The 19,080-nt window shown below is 65.1% G+C and carries 19 protein-coding genes; 14 read left to right on the forward strand and 5 right to left on the reverse strand.

Annotated features, from left to right (window positions below; translation table 11 throughout):
- Positions 1-193: 193 nt before the first annotated feature.
- The 3 genes from minC to minE are packed head-to-tail and all read left to right on the forward strand — an operon-like array spanning position 194 to position 2,082.
- Complete coding sequence (gene minC, locus H3H37_RS06130) at positions 194-985, forward strand: septum site-determining protein MinC (protein WP_182160770.1); 792 nt, start codon at positions 194-196, stop codon at positions 983-985.
- A gap of 28 nt (positions 986-1,013) precedes the next feature.
- Positions 1,014-1,829, forward strand: a complete 816-nt coding sequence (gene minD, locus H3H37_RS06135; RefSeq protein WP_182160771.1) for a septum site-determining protein MinD — start codon at positions 1,014-1,016, stop codon at positions 1,827-1,829.
- 1 nt (position 1,830) lies between these two features.
- Positions 1,831-2,082, forward strand: coding sequence for a cell division topological specificity factor MinE (minE, locus tag H3H37_RS06140; protein ID WP_173594320.1), 252 nt, complete (start codon positions 1,831-1,833; stop codon positions 2,080-2,082).
- A 15-nt stretch (positions 2,083-2,097) separates the two neighbouring features.
- Here the strand turns inward: minE and H3H37_RS06145 are convergent, their stop codons facing one another.
- Positions 2,098-2,610 (reverse strand): hypothetical protein, encoded by a 513-nt coding sequence (locus H3H37_RS06145; RefSeq protein WP_182160772.1) that lies wholly within the window; start codon positions 2,608-2,610, stop codon positions 2,098-2,100.
- A 240-nt stretch (positions 2,611-2,850) separates the two neighbouring features.
- On the opposite strand from H3H37_RS06145, the gene H3H37_RS06150 reads away from it, so the two are divergent.
- The 9 genes from H3H37_RS06150 (at position 2,851) to H3H37_RS06190 (ending at position 11,653) form a co-directional block, all read left to right on the forward strand.
- On the forward strand, positions 2,851-3,540 hold the full coding sequence (locus H3H37_RS06150) for a response regulator transcription factor (protein WP_182160773.1): 690 nt from the start codon (positions 2,851-2,853) through the stop codon (positions 3,538-3,540).
- Positions 3,541-3,685: 145 nt separating this feature from the next.
- Positions 3,686-4,960 (forward strand): glutamyl-tRNA reductase, encoded by a 1,275-nt coding sequence (hemA, locus tag H3H37_RS06155; protein WP_182160774.1) that lies wholly within the window; start codon positions 3,686-3,688, stop codon positions 4,958-4,960.
- A gap of 90 nt (positions 4,961-5,050) precedes the next feature.
- Positions 5,051-6,127, forward strand: coding sequence for a peptide chain release factor 1 (gene prfA / locus H3H37_RS06160; RefSeq protein ID WP_182160775.1), 1,077 nt, complete (start codon positions 5,051-5,053; stop codon positions 6,125-6,127).
- A gap of 97 nt (positions 6,128-6,224) precedes the next feature.
- Entirely contained in the window at positions 6,225-6,698 is a 474-nt protein-coding gene (locus H3H37_RS06165) for a disulfide bond formation protein B (RefSeq protein ID WP_182160776.1), read from the forward strand.
- Positions 6,695-7,585 (forward strand): peptide chain release factor N(5)-glutamine methyltransferase, encoded by an 891-nt coding sequence (gene prmC / locus H3H37_RS06170; RefSeq protein ID WP_182160777.1) that lies wholly within the window; start codon positions 6,695-6,697, stop codon positions 7,583-7,585. Before H3H37_RS06165 ends, prmC begins: the two co-directional genes overlap by 4 nt.
- A 194-nt stretch (positions 7,586-7,779) precedes the next feature.
- The gene (gene gshA / locus H3H37_RS06175; RefSeq protein ID WP_182160778.1) at positions 7,780-9,378 is read left to right on the forward strand and encodes a glutamate--cysteine ligase; all 1,599 of its coding nucleotides are present in this window, start codon (positions 7,780-7,782) and stop codon (positions 9,376-9,378) included.
- A 4-nt stretch (positions 9,379-9,382) separates the two neighbouring features.
- Positions 9,383-10,426, forward strand: a complete 1,044-nt coding sequence (locus H3H37_RS06180; protein ID WP_182160779.1) for a histone deacetylase family protein — start codon at positions 9,383-9,385, stop codon at positions 10,424-10,426.
- 235 nt (positions 10,427-10,661) lie between these two features.
- On the forward strand, positions 10,662-11,087 hold the full coding sequence (locus tag H3H37_RS06185) for an organic hydroperoxide resistance protein (RefSeq protein ID WP_182160780.1): 426 nt from the start codon (positions 10,662-10,664) through the stop codon (positions 11,085-11,087).
- A 113-nt stretch (positions 11,088-11,200) separates the two neighbouring features.
- Positions 11,201-11,653 (forward strand): GNAT family N-acetyltransferase, encoded by a 453-nt coding sequence (locus H3H37_RS06190; RefSeq protein ID WP_182160781.1) that lies wholly within the window; start codon positions 11,201-11,203, stop codon positions 11,651-11,653.
- Between the two features lie 87 nt (positions 11,654-11,740).
- On the opposite strand, the gene H3H37_RS06195 is transcribed toward H3H37_RS06190, so the two are convergent.
- The gene (locus H3H37_RS06195) at positions 11,741-12,628 is read right to left on the reverse strand and encodes an FKBP-type peptidyl-prolyl cis-trans isomerase (RefSeq protein WP_182160782.1); all 888 of its coding nucleotides are present in this window, start codon (positions 12,626-12,628) and stop codon (positions 11,741-11,743) included.
- 120 nt (positions 12,629-12,748) lie between these two features.
- Positions 12,749-14,626 (reverse strand): potassium transporter Kup, encoded by a 1,878-nt coding sequence (locus H3H37_RS06200; protein ID WP_182160783.1) that lies wholly within the window; start codon positions 14,624-14,626, stop codon positions 12,749-12,751.
- Positions 14,627-14,846: 220 nt separating this feature from the next.
- Here H3H37_RS06200 and rarD point away from each other — a divergent pair, with 220 nt between their 5' ends.
- Together rarD and ettA are read left to right on the forward strand one after the other, a co-directional pair.
- Positions 14,847-15,734 carry an EamA family transporter RarD gene (gene rarD / locus H3H37_RS06205; RefSeq protein WP_182160784.1) on the forward strand — a complete coding sequence of 296 codons (888 nt, stop codon included), beginning with the start codon at positions 14,847-14,849 and terminating at the stop codon, positions 15,732-15,734.
- Positions 15,735-15,863: 129 nt separating this feature from the next.
- Positions 15,864-17,531 carry an energy-dependent translational throttle protein EttA gene (gene ettA / locus H3H37_RS06210; RefSeq protein ID WP_182160785.1) on the forward strand — a complete coding sequence of 556 codons (1,668 nt, stop codon included), beginning with the start codon at positions 15,864-15,866 and terminating at the stop codon, positions 17,529-17,531.
- A 119-nt stretch (positions 17,532-17,650) separates the two neighbouring features.
- On the opposite strand, the gene H3H37_RS06215 is transcribed toward ettA, so the two are convergent.
- Both H3H37_RS06215 and H3H37_RS06220 read right to left on the reverse strand, forming a co-directional pair.
- Positions 17,651-18,238, reverse strand: a complete 588-nt coding sequence (locus H3H37_RS06215; protein WP_182160786.1) for an outer membrane beta-barrel protein — start codon at positions 18,236-18,238, stop codon at positions 17,651-17,653.
- Between the two features lie 213 nt (positions 18,239-18,451).
- Positions 18,452-19,048, reverse strand: a complete 597-nt coding sequence (locus tag H3H37_RS06220; RefSeq protein ID WP_182160787.1) for an alpha-ketoglutarate-dependent dioxygenase AlkB family protein — start codon at positions 19,046-19,048, stop codon at positions 18,452-18,454.
- Between the last annotated feature and the right edge of the window lie 32 nt (positions 19,049-19,080).

The following is a 19,080-nucleotide window of genomic DNA, read 5'->3' on the forward strand; positions in this document are numbered from 1 at the left end:
GTCAGGTCATGCGATAGGGCAAAATTGCTTGATCGCATGACCTGACCCCGGTTTTGGCATTGCGCATGCCAACCGGCCCGCAAGCCGCGCCAACAGCCGCTTTGATGTCGTGCGGCCCTCCCATTTCCGGACTTTCCACAGTAAAATGTGTGCGCCTGCGCATGCGCGCGGGCTAACCCTTACCCTGTCGCCCATGTCCAACAGCCTGTTCCAGAAGCCTATCGAAATCAAGATTTCCACCGTGGTCGCCGTGTCCGCCATCCTGTCCACCGCGGACCGCATCGCCTTGGGCGCGGCGCTCAACGATATGACGGGTGGCTCGGCCGACTTTTTCGAAGATGACCTGACCGTGATCGACATCGGCGCGCTGCCACCGGGCGGCGAGGCCATCGACTGGGAAGCCATCATCGCTCTGCTGAAAAAATACCGGCTCAATCCCGTGGCCGTGCGCAACGCGCCGCCCGAGATGGCCGACGCCATCCTGGCCCACGGCCTGAGCCTGGAAACGGCCGCCAAGCCGCGCAAGGAAGCGGAGGCGCCAGCCGCCGCCGCCCCGGCCGCGATCGCACCAGCGCCAGCACCGGCGCCGGCCGCCGCGCCCGCCCCGGTGGCGGCCCCGGCCACGGCCGTGGTCAGCCCCGGCACCCTGATCATCGACACCCCGGTGCGGGCCGGCCAGCGTATCTACGCGCGCGGCTGCGACCTGATCGTCACGGCCGTCGTCAACAATGGCGCCGAACTGATCGCCGACGGCAGCATCCACGTCTACAACACCCTGAACGGGCGCGCGCTGGCGGGCGCCTCGGGCAATGCCGACGCGCGCATCTTCGCCATGGCGATGGCGCCGGAACTGCTGTCGATCGCCGGCGTGTACCGTACCTTCGAGGACGGTTTCCCGGCCGAATATGCACGTGCGCCGGCACAAATTCGCCTGGTGGGCGACCGAATCGATATACTATCTGTCAACTCCGCATCCCGCGCTTAAGCACCGGGCTCTCTGAAAAGGATTATTTGTGGCAAGAATTATTGTTGTAACGTCCGGTAAGGGCGGTGTCGGTAAGACGACTTCCAGCGCCAGCTTCTCCACGGGGCTGGCCCAGCGCGGCCACAAGACGGCCGTGATCGACTTCGACGTCGGCCTGCGTAACCTGGACCTGATCATGGGCTGCGAACGGCGCGTGGTCTACGACCTGATCAACGTGATCAACCAGGAAGCGTCGCTGACCCAGGCCCTGATCAAGGACAAGCACTGCGACAACCTGTTCATCCTGCCCGCGTCGCAAACGCGCGACAAGGATGCGCTGTCGGAAGACGGCGTGGAACGCGTGCTCAACGAGCTCATCAACATGGGCTTCGAGTACATCATCTGCGATTCGCCGGCCGGCATCGAGCACGGCGCGCTGATGGCGCTGACCTTCGCCGACGAGGCCATCATCGTCACCAACCCGGAAGTGTCGTCCGTGCGCGATTCGGACCGCATCCTGGGCATCCTCCAGGCCAAGTCGCGCCGCGCCCAGACGGGCGGCGAGCCGGTCAAGGAACACCTGTTGATCACGCGCTATTCACCGAAACGGGTGGAGGCGGACGAGATGCTGTCGCACGAGGACGTGCAGGAAATCCTGCGCATCCCCCTGATCGGCATCATTCCAGAGTCGGAGTCGGTGCTGCACGCGTCCAACCAGGGCAACCCGGCCATCCACTTCAAGGGCACGGACGTGGCGGAAGCTTACGAAGACGTGGTGTCGCGCTTCCTCGGCCAGCAGATGCCGCTGCGTTTCACCACCTACGAAAAGCCCGGCCTGCTGCAGCGCATTTTTGGGGGCAAGTGACATGGCTCTGCTTTCCTTCCTGTTCCCGTCCAAACCCAAGACCGCGTCAGCGGCCAAGGAACGGTTGCAGATCATCATCGCGCGCGAGCGCAACGGCCGCGGCGGGCCCGACTTCCTGCCGGCCCTGCACCGGGAACTGATCGAGGTGATCTCCAAGTACACCAAGGTCAACGCCGACGACATCAAGATCTCGCTGGACCGCCAGGGCAACCTGGAGGTGCTGGACGTGAACGTGGTGCTGCCGGACGCTTAATTCCCTAGGCTGTCCTCAGTTGGCGGCCGCCATGCGGCCCGCCAGCAGTTGCTGCGCCACCTCGGCGCACGCTTCCACGTGCTGGTAGCCGAGCTGGCGGAATACGGCGAAGCCGATCGCGGCCGACGCCAGCTGGCCGGCGATCGGCACCAGCTTGCCCGCCTGGCGCGCCAGCAGCTTGCCGCCGCTGCGCCGCAGCAGCGCCGTCACCAGGTCGCGCGTGACAATTTTTCCCACTAGCATGCCTCCGGCGCCCATGGCCGCCTCGTAGGCCAGCATGCGCCATTGCGGCTGCAGCCGGGCGATCTGGTCGGCGCTCAGGCCGAATTCCTGGTTGACGTCCTCGATCAGCAACGCGAACAGGCGCAAGTCCGACACCACGTCCACGCCCGGAATCGGCACCGCCGCCATGCCGGCCGACCACACGGCGCGCCGCCGCACCAGGCGCCGGCAACGCTCGCGCACGGCGGCGATGTCGCGCGCCGAACCGGGCACCAGCACCCATTCCGACTCAATGTTGCCCGCCATTACGTCCTCCTCCAGGCTTGCTTCCCGTCATCTTGCGTATTGAAATCAGGGTGATGTAAGTGTACCGTGTAATCGTGCAGGAGACGCACGGACTGAAAATAGTTATATCCAATCGGAAATATTTAGCTTTTTTACTAACTATTTTTGTAAATCTCTGTTATATTCAATGTGACTTCTCCTTAACATTCAAGGACGGGCGGCGCATGCCGACGCCACCGGCCAGACACGCCCTGCACAACCATGAGAATCGCCGTACTTGACAACGACCGCAGCCAGGCCGATCTGATCTGCCAGGTTCTCACTTCCGCCGGTCATGCCTGCCACAGTTTCCAGACCAGCCGCGAGCTGCTCAACCACGTGCGCAAGGACAGTTACGACATGCTCATCATGGACTGGCAGGTGGCCGACCTCAGCGGCACCGAGGTCATGCGGCGCGCCCGCGAAAAGCTGCCCGACAACGCCCCCGTGCTGTTCCTCACCACTACCTCGGGCGAGGACGACATCGTGGCCGGCCTGGCCGCCGGCGCCGACGACTACATGATCAAGCCGCTGCGGCGCAGCGAGCTGGTGGCCCGGGTGCAGGCGCTGCTGCGGCGCGCCTACCCGTCCCAGAACGGCGCCGAGCAGTTGCAATTCGGACAATACACGTTCGAAACCCGCCCCGGCCGCCTGCTCAAGGATGGCATCGTGCTGGACGTCACGCACAAGGAGTTCTACCTCGCGTTGTTATTTTTCCGCAACATCGGCCGCCCGCTGTCGCGCGCCTACATCCACGAGGCGGTCTGGATACGCGAGACCGACGTGCCCTCGCGCACCATGGACACCCACGTCTCGCGCGTGCGCAACAAGCTGCAGCTGAAGCCGGAAAACGGCTACCGGCTGGTGCCCGTGTACAGCTATGGTTACCGGCTGGAAAAACTTGGCGCCTGACGCGGCACGCCGCCCGGCGCCCCGCCCGCCCGGCTAGCCTATAGTGCGTAGATCAAGCTCGTTCGGATGACGGGGGCGCGCCCCGGGCAGAATACGGACACAACACGCTATAATGTCGGCTAACAACCAATCGTCCCGCTCCGAAATGCAACTGCTTGCCGTCGGCCTCAACCACAACACCGCGCCGGTCGCCTTGCGCGAACGGCTGGCGTTCGCGCCCGACCAGTTGGGGCAGGCAGTGGTGGCGGCGCGCGCGTGGTTCGACCGCCTCGCGCCCAGCGGCACGGACGAGGCGGCCATCCTGTCGACCTGCAACCGCACCGAACTGTACGCGGCCAGCCCGGCCCCCAATCCGCTCGACGCGGGCGCCCACTTCCTGGCCGACTTCCACCAGCTCAACTACAGCGAACTGCGGCCGCACCTGTACATGCTGCCCCAGCACGACGCCGTGCGCCACACGTTCCGGGTCGCCTCCGGGCTGGACTCGATGGTGCTGGGCGAAACCCAGATCCTGGGCCAGATCAAGGACGCCATCCGCACGGCCGACGAGGCCGGCGGCCTGGGCACCTATCTGCACCAGTTGTTCCAGCGCAGTTTTTCCGTCGCCAAGGAAGTGCGCAGCACCACCGAGATCGGCGCCCACAGCGTGTCGATGGCGGCCGCCGCCGTGCGGCTGTCGCAGCGCATCTTCGACAAGGTGGCCGAGCAGCACGTGCTGTTCATCGGCGCCGGCGAGATGATCGAACTGTGCGCCACCCACTTCGCGGCCCAGAACCCGAAAAGCATCACCATCGCCAACCGCACGCTGGAACGCGGCGAAGTGCTGGCCCACCGCTTCGGCGGCAAGGCGATCCGGCTGGCCGAACTGCCCGACAAGCTGCACCAGTACGACATCATCATTTCCTGCACCGCCTCCTCGCTGCCGCTGATCGGGCTGGGGTTGGTGGAGCGGGCCATCAAGGCGCGCCGCCACAAGCCCATCTTCATGGTCGACCTGGCCGTGCCGCGCGACATCGAACCGGAAGTGGCGCGCCTGAACGACGTGTTCCTGTACACGGTGGACGATTTGGGCAAGGTGGTGCAGACCGGCCTGGAAAACCGCCAGGCGGCCGTGGCCCAGGCCGAGGCCATCATCGAGACCCGGGTCCAGTCCTTCATGCACTGGATCGACGACCGCGCCGTCGTGCCCGTGATCCAGAGCCTGCATGAAAGCGGCGAAGCGCTGCGCCAGCTGGAACTGGAACGGGCGCGCAAGATGCTGGCCAAGGGCGAGGATATCGACGCCGTGCTCGAAGCCCTGTCCAAGGGCCTGACGGCCAAATTCATGCACGGGCCGCAGCAGGCGCTGCACCGCGCCCAGGGCGACGAGCGGGCCCAGCTCGCCACGCTGCTGCCCCAGCTGTTCCGCGGCCGCCGTTAGCGTTCCCGCCGCAGCATCCCGTCCGGCCCGCGGGCCGCGACCGCCCGGCCCCGCGCCGGTCCCTCCCCGATCACTTAAGACATACACGCTATGAAACCATCAATGCTGGCCAAGCTGGACCAACTGGCCAACCGCCTGGCCGAACTCGACGAACTGCTGATGTCCGAAGGCGCCACGGCCAACATGGACAGCTACCGCAAGATGACGCGCGAACACGCCGAGCTGGGCCCGCTGGTGGCGCTGTACCACGATTACCAGCAAGCCAACGGCGACATCGCGGCGGCCCAGGAAATGCTGGCCGATCCCGACATGAAGGAGTTCGCCCAGGACGAGATCGAGGCGGCCAAGGGACGCATGGCAGCGCTGGAACTGGAGCTGCAGAAGATGCTGCTGCCCAAGGACGCCAACGACGAGCGCAACATCTTCCTGGAGATCCGCGCCGGCACCGGCGGCGACGAATCGGCCCTGTTCGCCGGCGACCTGCTGCGCATGTACACCCGCTTCGCCGAGCGCAACCGCTGGCAGGTGGAGATGGTGTCCGAGTCGCCGTCCGACCTGGGCGGCTACCGCGAAGTGATCGTGCGCCTGATCGGCCATGGCGTGTATTCCAAGCTCAAGTTCGAATCGGGCGGCCACCGCGTGCAGCGCGTGCCGGCCACGGAAACCCAGGGCCGCATCCACACCTCAGCCTGCACGGTGGCCGTGATGCCGGAGGCCGACGAGGTCGAGGACGTCAACATCAACCCGGCCGATCTGCGCATCGACACCTTCCGCGCCTCGGGCGCCGGCGGCCAGCACATCAACAAAACGGATTCGGCCGTGCGACTGACCCACCTGCCGACCGGCATCGTGGTCGAATGCCAGGACGACCGCAGCCAGCACAAGAACAAGGCCCAGGCCATGAAGGTGCTGGCGGCCCGCATCAAGGACGTGCAGCTGCGCGAGCAGCAATCGAAGGAGGCGGCCACGCGCAAGAGCCTGATCGGTTCGGGCGACCGCAGCGAGCGCATCCGCACCTACAACTACCCGCAGGGCCGCATGACGGACCACCGCATCAACCTCACGCTGTACAAGCTGGACTTCATCATGGACGGCGACCTGACGGAGCTGACCAACGCCCTGGCCGCCGAGCACCAGGCCGAGCAGCTGGCGGCGCTCGGCGAATAAGGCCGGAGGCCCGTCTCCGGGGTTTAACCCCACGCTAAGATTGAAACAACAACTTGTGCGAGAATGGCCCGCACATCGCTTTTGACCGGATTTCCCCATGACATCAACCCGCAACCTGCTGCTGTCCATCGCCATCGCCTGCTTCGGCCTGATCGGGGTCGCGCTCTACCTGCAACACGGACTGGACATGCTGCCCTGCCCGCTGTGCGTGATCCAGCGCTACCTGTTCCTGGGCGTCGCCTTCAGCTGCCTGCTGGGCGCGTGGTCCGGCAAGCCCGTGCTGGGCGCCGGCCTGGGCTTGGCCAGCGCGCTGGGCGGCATGGGCGTGGCCGGCAAGCACCTGTGGGTGCTGGCCCACCCCGGCCTGTCGTGCGGCATCGATCCGATGGAAACGGCGCTCAACAAGATTTTCCTGGCCGAGTACCTGCCCTCCATCTTCCGCGCCGACGGCCTGTGCGAGGACGCGCTGGCGCCATGGTTCGGCCTGTCCATCCCGCAGTGGTCGTTCCTGTGGTTCGGCCTGTTCGCGATTGCGCTGGGCTGGCTGCTGATCCGCCGCCGCCGCGCATGAGCACGGCCCCCAACCAGGCCGAGAATCAGGCCGGGAATCAGGTCGAGATTCGGCCCGAGGTTCAGGCCGCGATCCGCACCGGCGTGACACTAGCCGAGCTGCAGCGCCTGCCGCTACTGGACGCCGTCGACCGCCGCATCCTGCTGTGCCACGCGCTGGGCCTGTCGCGCGTGGGCCTGATCACGCAATCGGAGCGGGCCCTGACGCAAGACGAGGCGCAACGGCTGGCCGCGCTGGTGCAGCGCCGCCTCGATGGCGAGCCGGTGGCCTACCTGATCGGCCAGCGTGAATTCTTCGGCCTACCATTCGAAGTGAGCCCAGCCGTGCTGATTCCCCGGCCGGAAACGGAATTATTGGTGGAACTGACGCTGGAACGCTTGCCCCCGCAGGGCAGCGTACTCGACATGGGCACCGGCAGCGGCGCCATCGCCGTCGCGCTGGCCCACAGCCGGCCCGACGCGGCCGTCATGGCGCTCGACGTGTCGGCCGACGCGCTGGCCGTGGCGCGCCGCAACGCCAGCGCCAACGGCGCCCGCGTCACCTTCCTGCAAAGCGACTGGTATGGCGCGCTGGCGCACGAACGCTACGATCTGATCGTCTCCAACCCGCCCTACATCGCCAGCGGCGACCGCCACCTGGGCGAGGGCGATTTGCGCTTCGAACCGGCCGGCGCGCTGACCGACCACGCCGATGGCCTGTCGGCGCTGCGCACCATCGTGGCCGGCGCCGCGCGCCATCTGGCGCCGCAAGGCTGGCTGCTGATGGAGCACGGCTACGACCAGTCCTCGGCCGTGCAACAATTGTTGAGTGCTCAAGGATATAGCGACGTGCAAAGCTGGGCCGACCTGGCCGGCATCGCGCGCGTCACGGGCGGGCGCGCGCCGTGAGCCCGGCCATGCGCCGTTAAGAACGCGCCGGCGGCGCTTTGATAAAATAAACACCGATCTTTGCAGTGCTGGCGGTGCGGCGTACCGCTCCCGATCAAGGGTGCGCCAACCGCTTTTGACGGTCCCCGGCGCGGTTTGCCGTTTTCGGTTACTCTCGCACCCATCATTGTGTGCTGCACGAAAGGAAGATCCAATTGTCCAATCTCTTGACACGCCGCCTGGCCCTGCTGGGACAGGACACGCACCGCGCGGTGCTGACCGGCCTGCGCGGCATCGAACGGGAAACGCTGCGCGTGGACGCCACCGGTCACCTGGCCAGCACGCCCCATCCGGCGGCGCTGGGCTCGGCCCTCACGCACCCGCAGATCACGACGGATTACGCCGAAACGCTGCTCGAATTCATCACGCCGGCCGAAGCCGACATCGCCACCACGCTCGTCAAGCTGGATGGCATCCACCGCTACGCCTACAGCAAGCTGGGCAACGAACTGCTGTGGAGCGAATCGATGCCGTGCCAGTTGCCGGCCGAGGAAGACATCGCCATCGCCTGGTATGGCAGCTCCAACATGGGCATGCTCAAGCACGTGTACCGGCGCGGCCTGGCGCTGCGCTACGGCAAGGCCATGCAATGCATCGCCGGCATCCACTACAACTACTCGCTGAGCGAAGACCTGTGGCGCGTGCTGGCCGGGCATGAGGGCAAGCCGGCGCGCCAGTCCGCCATGGCCTACCAGTCGGAAGCCTACCTGGCCACGATCCGCAACTTCCGCCGCTACAGCTGGCTGTTGATGTATCTGTTCGGCGCCTCGCCCGCGCTGTCGAGCAGCTTCCTGCGCGGCCGCCCGCACAAGCTCGAACGCCTGTCGGACGACACGCTGTACCTGCCCTATGCCACCAGCCTGCGCATGAGCGACCTCGGTTACCAGAACGACGCCCAGTCCGGCCTCTCGCCGCGCGAGAACTGCCTCGACAGCTACGTGGCCGCGCTGACCAAGGCCGTCAACCAGCCGTATGAGCCGTATGCCAAGCTGGGCACCAAGCAGAACGGCCAGTGGGTGCAGCTGAGCACCAACGTGCTGCAGATCGAAAACGAGTACTACGCCACCATCCGTCCCAAGCGCGTGATCCGCACGGGCGAGCGGCCGATCCAGGCGCTGTGCTCGCGCGGCGTGCAATACATCGAAGTGCGTTGCATGGACGTGGACCCGTTCGAACCGGTGGGCATCAGCCTGCCGACCGGCCGTTTCCTCGACACCTTCCTGCTGTTCTGCGCGCTCGAAGAAAGCGGCCCGATCTCGGAACAGGATGGCGCGCGCTACACGGACAACTTCGCGCGCACCGTCAAGGAAGGCCGCCGTCCCGGCCTCATGCTCAACAACAGCGAAGGCGAGATCAGCCTGCAGCAATGGGGCCGGCAGATGCTGGAACGGCTGGCGCCCGTGGCCGCCCTGCTCGACCGGCACCACGGCGGCGGCGAGCACGCGGCCGCGCTGGCCGACGCGGCCCGCAAGCTCGATGACCCGGACCTGACGCCGTCGGCGCGCGTGCTGGCCGCGCTGCGCGAGCACGGCGGCTCGTTCGGCGCGTTCGGCCTGGCGCAAAGCCAGAAGCACGCGGCCTACTTCCGCAGCCACGCGCCGTCGGCGGCCGAGGCGGCGTATTTCGACCAGCTGGCCACCGCCTCGCTGGCCGAGCAGGCCGAGATGGAGCGCACCTCGACCGGGAATTTCGATGACTACGTGGCGGCCTACCGCGCCAGCAACCTGTGCCACTCCACGCCGGACTGCGACTGACGCCTTGCTGACCTTCTACAACGAACAGCATAGCCAGCACCAGGGGCGCGACCGATCGGTCAACGGCCAGCCGGTGCCATGCGCCGAAGCGCCGCTGCGCGCCGACGCCGTGCTGGCCGAGCTGGGCCGGCGTGGCCTGGGCCGCATCGTCACGCCGCACGGCGTACCGCTGATGTCGCTCGAACGCATCCACACGCCGCGCTACCTGCACTTCCTGCGCAACGCGTGGAGCGAATGGGTGGCGCTCGATCCTGCCAACGCAGGCAAGGATGCGTTCCCGTCCGTGTGGCCGGTGCGCACGCTGCGCTCGGACGTGGAGCCGGATAACCTTCGTGCCAAACTGGGCCTGTATTCGATGGACAGCGGCACCCCGCTCACGGCCGGCACCTGGAGCGCGGCCAAGACCGGCGCCGATTGCGCCGTGAACGCGGCCCATGCGCTGCGCCTGGGCGAACGCAGCGCCTTCGTGCTGAGCCGCCCGCCCGGCCACCACGCGGGCGCCGACTTCTACGGCGGCTACTGCTTCCTCAACAACGCCGCGCTGGCGGCCCAGCACATGCTCGACGATGGCGCGCGCAAGGTCGCCATCCTGGACCTCGACTACCACCACGGCAACGGTACCCAGAGCATCTTCTATCAGCGCGACGACGTGCTGTTCATCTCGCTGCACGCCGACCCGCGCTTCGAATTCCCGTTCTACCTGGGCCACGCGGATGAACGCGGCGAAGGGCCGGGACTCGGCTACAACCTGAACCTGCCGCTGCCGGCCGGCACCACGGCCACGGCCTGGCTGGCCGCGCTGGAGACGGCCTGCATCCGCCTGGGCAGCTTCGGCGCCGACGCGCTGGTGGTCTCGCTGGGCGTGGACACCTTCGCCGGCGACCCGCTGTCGCGCTTCGCCCTGCACAGCGCCGATTACCTGCGCGTGGGCGAGCGGCTGGCCTGGCTGGGCCTGCCCACGGCCTTCATCTTCGAGGGTGGCTACGCCGTCAAGGAACTGGGGGTGAATGTGGTCAATGTGCTGGAAGGGTTCGAGACGGCGCTGTGAAGAGGCCGGCGCAGGCGTGCAAAAAAAATCCAATAAAAATCGCTTGCTATTTGATCGTGCACGATCTATAGTTTGGTCATGGGCGATGCAGTGCAACTTAACCAGCAAGCCCTGCCGCAGTCACGCCGGCCATTCAGGCATGAACGGGATGCATGTGTCAGATGTGGCCGAATCAAATAAGTAGCACACGATTTAATCGAACGCACTTTAACTCTCGCTAAAAGGAACCATCATCATGTCGATCAAACAAGTTCTGTACCGTGCCAACGCCAAAGCCACCGGTGGCCGTGAAGGCCGCGCCGTCTCGTCGGACGGCGTGCTGGACGTTAAACTGACCACGCCCAAGGAACTGGGCGGCGCCGGCGCCGTGGGCACCAACCCGGAACAACTGTTCGCCGCCGGCTACTCGGCCTGCTTCATCGGCGCGCTGAAATTCGTCGGTGGCCGCGACAAGATCGCCGTGCCGGCCGACGTGTCGGTGGAAGGCACGGTGGGCATCGGCGCCATCGAAACCGGCTTCGGCATCGAAGTGGAACTGAAGATTTCGCTGCCGGGCCTGGAGCGCGAACAAGCAGAAAAGCTGGTGGCAGCAGCCCACATCGTGTGCCCGTACTCGAACGCCACGCGCGGCAACATCGACGTCACGCTGACGCTGGTCTAAGCCACGCCCTCACCCGCCGCACGGCCACGCCGGCCGTGCGGCCTCTTCCCCTTCCCTGCCGGAATCGCCGCGCTGCCGTACAATCGTTGTCTTCTTCAACGAACGAGGCACACATGATCGACTGGCAATGGCTTGCATTCAACGATATTCCCGGCGCTGACCTGTACGAGGTGCTGTACCAGCGCCAGCAAGTGTTCGTGCTGGAGCAGCAATGCCTGTATTCCGATATCGATGGCTACGACCTGGCCGCCCACCACCTGCTGGGCTGGCGCACGGCCGACGGCAAGCGCGAGCTGGTGGCCTATCTGCGCTGCCTGGCGCCCGGCGCCAAGTACACGGAAATGTCGCTGGGCCGGGTGCTGACGACGCAGGCGGCGCGCGGCGGCGGCATCGGCCGCCAGTTGGTGGAGCAAGGCATACGGCTGGCCGAGCAACTGCATCCGGGCCACCGCTTCCGCATCGGCGCCCAGGCCAGGCTGGAGAAGTTCTACGCCAGCCTCGGCTTCGAGACCGTCACCGCGCCATATGACGAGGACGGTATCCTGCACATCGACATGGTGCGCTAACCCCGCAGACGACGGGCGGCGCTCCAAAAAAACAAAGGCGGCCTCGCGGGCCGCCCTGTTCGCATGACCGCGTGACGCGGCCAGCCCTTATTTCACCGCCACCAGTTCGATGTCGAAAATCAGCGTGGAATTGGCGGGAATGCCCACGAAGCTATAGCCATTCACGACGCCCTGCGAAGGCTGCGCCGTGCTGCCATAACCCAGGCTTGGCGGAATGGTCAGCGTGCGTTTGCCGCCCACCAGCATGCCTGGCACGCCCTGGTCCCAGCCCGCGATGACCTTGCCCGCGCCCAGCACGAAGTCAAACGTGGTGCCCTTGATGACCGAGCTGTCGAACACGTCGCCCTTGCGGTCGGGACGGGTGCCGTCATACAGGTAGCCGGTGTACTTGACCGTCAGGGTCTTGCCGGCGGCGGCGGTGGCGCCGGTGCCCACCGTCGTGTCGAAGCTTTCGAGATTGACCGGCGGCGCCACGTAGACCGGGGTGACGGCCTTGGCCACGCTGACCAGTTCCACGTCGTACACCAGTGCCGAATTGGCGGGGATGGCAGCATAGGTGATGCTGCCCACGGTGGCAGCGGCTGCCTTGGCGTTGGCGCCGTAGGCCATCGAGGCGGGGATGACCAGCGTGCGCTTGCCGCCCACCTTCATGCCCAGGATGCCCTGGTCCCAGCCTGCCAGCACCTGGCCGGTGCCCAGCGTGAACGCGATCGGCGCATTGCGGTCGACCGAGCTGTCGATCTTGGCGCCCTTGAAATCGGACTTGGAGGCATCGTACAGCCAGCCCGTGTAGCTGACCACCAGCAGGTCGTTGTTGGCCGCTTCCGTGCCGGTGCCGGTCACAACGTCGCTCTTCTGGAACGCGGGCTGGGTCACGGTCGGCGTGGTGGCGGTGGTGGTGCCGGAACCGCCGCCGCAAGCCGCCAGCGTCAGGGCGACGGCGACGGCAGCGATAAATTGGAACTTCGATTTCATGGTTACCTTTGAGTTGTGGGGTCGAGTAGATGCGCGCCGCCGCGCGCCGATCGGAGCAGAAGTTTAGCAGACTGCGTCCCTTCCGCTCCGGGCCCTACATTCAGTTACATAATTGTTGGCTCAGATTTCCACCTGCGTGCCCAGCTCGATCACGCGGTTGCTGGGGATCTGGTAGTAGTCGGCCGCGCCGCGCGCATTGCGCGACATGGCCACGAACAGGTGTTCGCGCCATGGCGCCATGCCGGCGCCGGGCGTGGAGATCACGGTCTGGCGGGCGATGAAGAACGAGGTCTCCATCATCTCGAACGGCAGGCCGTGGTTGGCGCACAGCGACAGCACACGCGGGATGTCCGGCTCGTCCTTGAAGCCGTAGTGCACGTTCAACTGGAAGCAGTTGTGGCCCAGGTCGATGATCCTGATCTGTTCCGCCTCCGGCACATAGGGTTCCTCGATGATGTGGATGGTGAAGAACACCACGCGCTCGTGCAGCACCTTGTTGTGCGACAGGTTGTGCAGCATGGCGTGCGGCACGCCGTCGCTTTCGCCGCGCAGGAAGATGGCGGTGCCCGGCACGCGCGTGGGCGGCGCCACGAACAGCGAGGACAGGAAGTCTTCCAGCGGAATGGCGTGCTTCTGCAAGTTCTGGAACACCAGCGCGCGGCCGGCGCGCCAGGTCAGCATGACGATGAACAGCACCGAGCCGAGCAGCAGCGGGAACCAGCCGCCGTGGAACAGCTTGAGCGCGTTAGCCGAGAAGAACAGCACGTCGATCAGCAGGAAGAAGCCGGTGGCGGCCCAGCACAGCACCAGGTTGATCTGCCAGCGGTAGCGGATCACGAAGAAGGTCAGCACGGTGGTGGCCAGCATGGTGGCGGTGACGGCGATACCGTAGGCGGCAGCCAGGTTGTCGGACGAGCCGAAACCGATCACGGCCAGCAGCACCACCACCAGCTGCAGCCAGTTCACCATCGGCATGTAGATCTGGCCGATCTCGCTGGCCGAGGTATGCAGGATGCGCATGCGCGGCAGGAAGCCCAGTGCGATGGCTTGCTTGGTCATCGAGAAGGTGCCCGAAATGGTGGCCTGCGACGCGATCACCGTGGCCAGCGTGGACATGGCCACCAGCGGGTACACGCTCCACGCGCCCAATTGCTGGTAGAACGGATTGGAGATGGCTTCAGGATGCGCCAGCAGCAGGCCGCCCTGGCCCAGGTAGTTCAGCGCCAGCGACGGGAACACGATCAGGAACCAGGCCATGCGGATCGGCTTTTTGCCGAAGTGGCCCATGTCGGCGTACAGCGCCTCGGCGCCCGTGAACGCCAGCACCACCGCGCCCAGCGCGATAAAAGCGATGAAACGATTGGCCAGCACGAACTGCAGGGCGTGCCAGGGGTTGAGCGCGGCCAGGATTTGCGGCGCGGCGATGATATTGACCACGCCCATGGCGGCCAGCGCGCCGAACCACAACAGCATCACGGGGCCGAACCAGCGGCCGATGCCGGCCGTGCCATGCTGCTGCAGCGCGTACAGGGCCATCAGCACGGCGATGGTGAGCGGCACCACATACGGTTTCAGGGCCGGCGTGGCCACTTCCAGACCTTCAATGGCCGACAGCACGGAAATGGCGGGCGTGATCACGCTGTCGCCGTAGAACAGGGCGGCGCCGAACACGCCGCACAGCATCAGCTTGTAGTGCAGGCCGGGCGATTTGCTGACGGAATTGAGGGCCAGCGCCATCAGGGCCATGATGCCGCCCTCGCCGCGGTTGTCGGCGCGCAGCACCAGGGTCACGTACTTGAGCGAGACGATGATGGTCAGACCCCACACGATCAGCGAGATCACGCCCAGCAGGTTGTCCGGGGTGAGCTTGAGGCCATGCTCAGGCGAGAAGATGGTCTTGAGGGTGTACAGCGGGCTGGTACCGATGTCGCCATACACGATGCCGATGGCGGCCAGGGTCAGGGCGACGAGATTGCTCTTCTTGTGATGCGCGGTCAAGATTGCACCTGTTGTTGTTTTGGTGCATTGCACAATAGGATATGTATTAGCAAATAGCAAGAATATTTTGACATGCTGTGGCGTTCCAAGCGATGCGAATCCCGCAGTGTACGCTGGCCGTGACAAAGTGGAAACTGCCGCGTTAGTGGAGGCGCTCAGCGGGCTTGCACCAATTCAGGGATAATGGCAGACCGTGCCTCGCGCCCTCCCCTCTCTCACCATGAATACCGGAATAATGTACGCCGCGCTGGCGTTTCTCGTCTGGGGCCTGTTCCCCCTGTATTTCCACGCCATCGACGAAGTGACGCCGATGGAAATCCTGGCCCACCGCATGGTGTGGTCGCTGCTATTTTTGGCCATCGTGCTGGCCGTGCGGCGCCAGTGGGGCTGGTTGCCCAAGCTGCTGAACCAGCCCAAGGTGCTGGCCGGCTTCGTCGCTAGCGCCATCTTCCTTAGCAGTAACTGGTTCATTTATATCTGGGCCGTCAACAACGGCCATGTGATCGACGCCAGTCTCGGCTACTTCATCAATCCACTGGTCAATGTGCTGCTCGGCTTGCTGGTGCTGAAAGAAAAGCTGCGGCGCGGCCAGTGGCTGGCCATAGTCGTGGCAGCCTGCGGCGTAGCCTGGCTCACGTGGCAGGGCGGCCAGTTGCCGTGGATCGCGCTGCTGCTGGCGGGCACCTTCGGCGTGTACGGCCTGCTGCGCAAGACGGCCGCGCTGGCCGCGCTCGAAGGTTTGTCGCTGGAAACCATGCTGCTGTTCCCGCTGGCCGTGGCCTACCTGGGCTGGCTGAGCTGGCACGGCCAGAACACCTTCATCAACACGGCGCACGACAGCACGCGCTGGCTGCTGGTGGCGGCCGGCCCCATCACGGCCATCCCGCTGCTGCTGTTCGCGGCCGGTGCGCGCCGCATTCCGCTGTCCGTGCTGGGCCTGCTGCAATACATCGGCCCCACGCTCCAGATGCTGCTCGGCGTATGGTTCTTCCACGAAGCGTTCACGCCGGCCCGGCTGGCCGGCTTCGCCGTGATCTGGGGCGCGCTGCTGCTGTACGTGGCCGAAGGGCTGTGGCTGATGCGCCGCCCGGCGCCGCAACCGGCCTGAAAAAAACCGGGGTCAGGTCATGCGATCATGCATCATGCGTGATCGCAAGACCTGACCCCGGTTTTTGTGTATGCTGTCACCCTTCCTCGCTTTTCCACCCGTTTTACAGTTTTTTAACCGAGAGTTTCAATGGCAAATTACGTCTATACCATGAACCGCGTGGGCAAAATCGTCCCGCCCAAGCGCCAGATCCTGAAAGATATCTCGCTGTCCTTCTTCCCGGGCGCGAAGATCGGCGTGCTGGGCCTGAACGGCTCCGGTAAGTCGAGCTTGCTCAAGATCATGGCCGGCATCGACACCGACATCCAGGGCGAAGCGCGCCCCATGCCGGGCCTGAACATCGGCTACCTGCCGCAGGAACCACAACTGGACCCGGAACAGACCGTGCGCCAGGCCGTTGAAGGCGGCCTGGGCGAGGCGTTCGAGGCGCAAGCCAAGCTGGACGCCGTGTATGCCGCCTACGCCGAAGAAGACGCCGACTTCGACGCGCTGGCCGCCGAACAGGCCCGCCTTGAAGCCATCATCGCCGCCTCCGACGGCGGCAACCTGAACCTGCAGCTGGAAATGGCGGCCGACGCGCTGCGCCTGCCGCCCTGGGACGCCAAGATCGGCGTGCTGTCGGGCGGCGAGAAGCGCCGCGTGGCGCTGTGCCGTTTGCTGCTGTCCAAGCCCGACATGCTGCTGCTCGACGAGCCGACCAACCACCTGGACGCTGAATCGGTGGAATGGCTGGAGCAATTCCTGCTGCGCTTCCCCGGCACCGTGGTCGGCATCACCCACGATCGCTACTTCCTCGACAACGCCGCCGAATGGATTCTGGAACTGGACCGCGGCAGCGGCATTCCATGGAAAGGCAACTACAGCTCGTGGCTGGACCAGAAGCAAGCCCGCCTGAAGCAGGAAGAGGCGACGGAATCGGCGCGCCAGAAGGCGCTGCAGAAGGAACTGGAATGGTCGCGCCAGAATCCGAAGGCGCGCCAGGCCAAGTCCAAGGCCCGCCTGGCCCGCTTCAATGAGCTGAGCGAGCACGAATACCAGAAGCGCAATGAAACCCAGGAGATCTTCATCCCCGTGGCCGAACGCCTGGGCAATGAAGTGATCGAGTTCAAGAATGTGTCCAAGGCCTTCGGCGACCGCATGCTGATCGACAACCTGTCGTTCACCATCCCGGCCGGCGCCATCGTCGGTATCATCGGCCCCAACGGCGCCGGTAAGTCGACCCTGTTCAAGATGATCACCGGCAAGGAAACGCCGGACAGCGGCGAAGTGGTGATCGGCAAGACGGCCAAGATTTCCATGGTCGACCAGCACCGCGACGCGCTGTCGGACAGCAAGACCGTGTTCGAGGACGTGACCGGTGGCGCCGACATGCTGAGCGTGGGCCGCTTCGAAATGCCGTCGCGCGCCTACCTGGGCCGCTTCAACTTCAAGGGTGGCGACCAGCAGAAGATCGTCGGCAACCTGTCCGGCGGTGAACGCGGCCGCCTGCACCTGGCCAAGACGCTGCTGATGGGCGGCAACGTGCTGCTGCTGGACGAACCGTCGAACGACCTGGACGTGGAAACCCTGCGCGCGCTGGAAGATGCTCTGCTGGAATTCGCCGGCAGCGTAATGGTGATCTCGCACGATCGCTGGTTCCTGGACCGCATCGCCACCCACATCCTGGCGTTCGAAGGCAACTCGCAAGTGACCTTCTTCGACGGTAACTACCAGGAGTACGAAGCCGACAAGAAGAAACGCCTGGGCGAAGAAGGCGCCAAGCCCAAGCGCATCCGCTACAAGCCGCTGACGGTGTAAGCGTCTGCGTTCAAAGGAAAAAGGCACGGTGCGCAAACACCGTGCCTTTTTTTGTTACCCGGGAGGCCGAACGGCGCTCCCGTTTCCAAGTGAGATCTGCGTGAGGCGCGAGGTCGGACTTAGAAGTTGTAGCGCAGACCGCCCGTGATGGCGCCGGTCTTGCGGCCCTGGTCGATGTCGTTCTTGCCGTAGTGCTCATATTCGAGCGACAGCGACACGTTCTTATTGAGCGCGTATTCACCACCCACGGACGCATACAGCGCGTTCTTGTTGCCGCTGCCGCCGTAGCCTGCTGCCACGCCCGTCGCGTCCACGCTGTTGTGGTTGCGCGAGACGCCCAGCTTGCCGAACACGTTGAATTGCTCATTCACCGGCATGGTGGCCTTGCCAGCCACGTAGAACGAGTGCGCGTCGCTTTCCAGGCGGCCGTTGGCGCCGTTGAGCGTGTAGTTGTAGCTCTGGCTGCCGAAGTTGGTGTAGCCGCCTTCCACCGCGAAAGTCTTGTCGATGTTGTAGCCGGCGAAGATCTTGCCGCTGGCCTTGTTGCCACTGTGGTCATCGGTGGCGGACGTGACGGGCACGTCGAAGTTGTAGCGGCTGCCGACCAGGCCGGCGCCAACATAAGCCGTGCCGGCATCGGCGGCGTAGGCAGTCACACCGCTCAGGGCGGTAGCGGAGGCAATCAATGCGAACAGAATCTTTTTCATTTGTTGGATCTTTCAGCAAAAAGTTGAGGGACTTGCCTGGGATCGCAGTTCTCTGAATTGCGATGTGACCAAGATAGCAGTTAGGCCGGGCAACGTCCGTCCTGATTTCGTAATATTTGTGTCCAGTTGTAAGCCCTGCCGCGTGCGCGGCACAGGCCAGCCATGGTGGCAGATGCGCGCCGTAGCACGCAATTAGGTAGGGTTTGACGGAGATTAAAGAATGCAGCGGAAGGTCAGGTTGACCCGCGGCCCGCATGGCGTGCTTTGCTTGTTGATGCCGTGGCGCCAGTGGCGCTGCAGGGTGCCCGCCATCAACAGCAGGCTGCCGTCGCCCAGCGCCAGCTTGACCGTGCGCGGCAAACGCTTGTGCTTGAGGATGAAGGTGCGCGGTGCGCCGAAGCTGACGGAGGCGATGGCCGGTTCCGGCCCCAGTTCCGGCTCGTCGTCGCTGTGGAAACCCATGCTGTCGCGCTCGTCGCGGTAGTAGTTGAGCAGCACGCTGTTGTAGCGCCGCCCCGTGGCCAGCTCAACGGCGGCCTTGATGGCCAGTTGCAAGTCCGTGAACGGCTGCGGTTCCAATGTCATGCCCGAATAACGGTAGCGCGCTTCGCCATACCAGGCCGTCAGGCGCGGTTGCGGATGGGTCTTGCCCCACAAGGTGATCGCTTCCGCGCGCCAGTCCGTCTCCGCGATCAGGCGCGCCAGCACCTGCTCCGGTGGCCAGGGCAAGGCCAGCCGTTGCTGGAACGCCAGTTCGCCATCCTCGATCGGGATGGGCGTCAGGCCGGTGGTGACGTCAAACAAGTCCATGCACGCTATGATAGCGACATCCCACCAGCCGA

It is taken from the genome of Rugamonas brunnea, from assembly GCF_014042345.1.
Lineage (GTDB): Bacteria > Pseudomonadota > Gammaproteobacteria > Burkholderiales > Burkholderiaceae_D > Rugamonas > Rugamonas brunnea.

Bases quoted from the DNA above. Each gene is read 5' to 3' on its own strand.
- minC (WP_182160770.1), top strand. From the start codon at position 194: ATGTCCAACAGCCTGTTCCAGAAGCCTATCGAAATCAAGATTTCCACC.
- minE (WP_173594320.1), top strand. From the start codon at position 1,831: ATGGCTCTGCTTTCCTTCCTGTTCCCGTCCAAACCCAAGACCGCGTCA.
- H3H37_RS06145 (WP_182160772.1), bottom strand. From the start codon at position 2,610: ATGGCGGGCAACATTGAGTCGGAATGGGTGCTGGTGCCCGGTTCGGCG.
- H3H37_RS06150 (WP_182160773.1), top strand. From the start codon at position 2,851: ATGAGAATCGCCGTACTTGACAACGACCGCAGCCAGGCCGATCTGATC.
- hemA (WP_182160774.1), top strand. From the start codon at position 3,686: ATGCAACTGCTTGCCGTCGGCCTCAACCACAACACCGCGCCGGTCGCC.
- prfA (WP_182160775.1), top strand. From the start codon at position 5,051: ATGAAACCATCAATGCTGGCCAAGCTGGACCAACTGGCCAACCGCCTG.
- H3H37_RS06165 (WP_182160776.1), top strand. From the start codon at position 6,225: ATGACATCAACCCGCAACCTGCTGCTGTCCATCGCCATCGCCTGCTTC.
- prmC (WP_182160777.1), top strand. From the start codon at position 6,695: ATGAGCACGGCCCCCAACCAGGCCGAGAATCAGGCCGGGAATCAGGTC.
- H3H37_RS06185 (WP_182160780.1), top strand. From the start codon at position 10,662: ATGTCGATCAAACAAGTTCTGTACCGTGCCAACGCCAAAGCCACCGGT.
- H3H37_RS06190 (WP_182160781.1), top strand. From the start codon at position 11,201: ATGATCGACTGGCAATGGCTTGCATTCAACGATATTCCCGGCGCTGAC.
- H3H37_RS06195 (WP_182160782.1), bottom strand. From the start codon at position 12,628: ATGAAATCGAAGTTCCAATTTATCGCTGCCGTCGCCGTCGCCCTGACG.
- rarD (WP_182160784.1), top strand. From the start codon at position 14,847: ATGAATACCGGAATAATGTACGCCGCGCTGGCGTTTCTCGTCTGGGGC.
- ettA (WP_182160785.1), top strand. From the start codon at position 15,864: ATGGCAAATTACGTCTATACCATGAACCGCGTGGGCAAAATCGTCCCG.
- H3H37_RS06215 (WP_182160786.1), bottom strand. From the start codon at position 18,238: ATGAAAAAGATTCTGTTCGCATTGATTGCCTCCGCTACCGCCCTGAGC.
- H3H37_RS06220 (WP_182160787.1), bottom strand. From the start codon at position 19,048: ATGGACTTGTTTGACGTCACCACCGGCCTGACGCCCATCCCGATCGAG.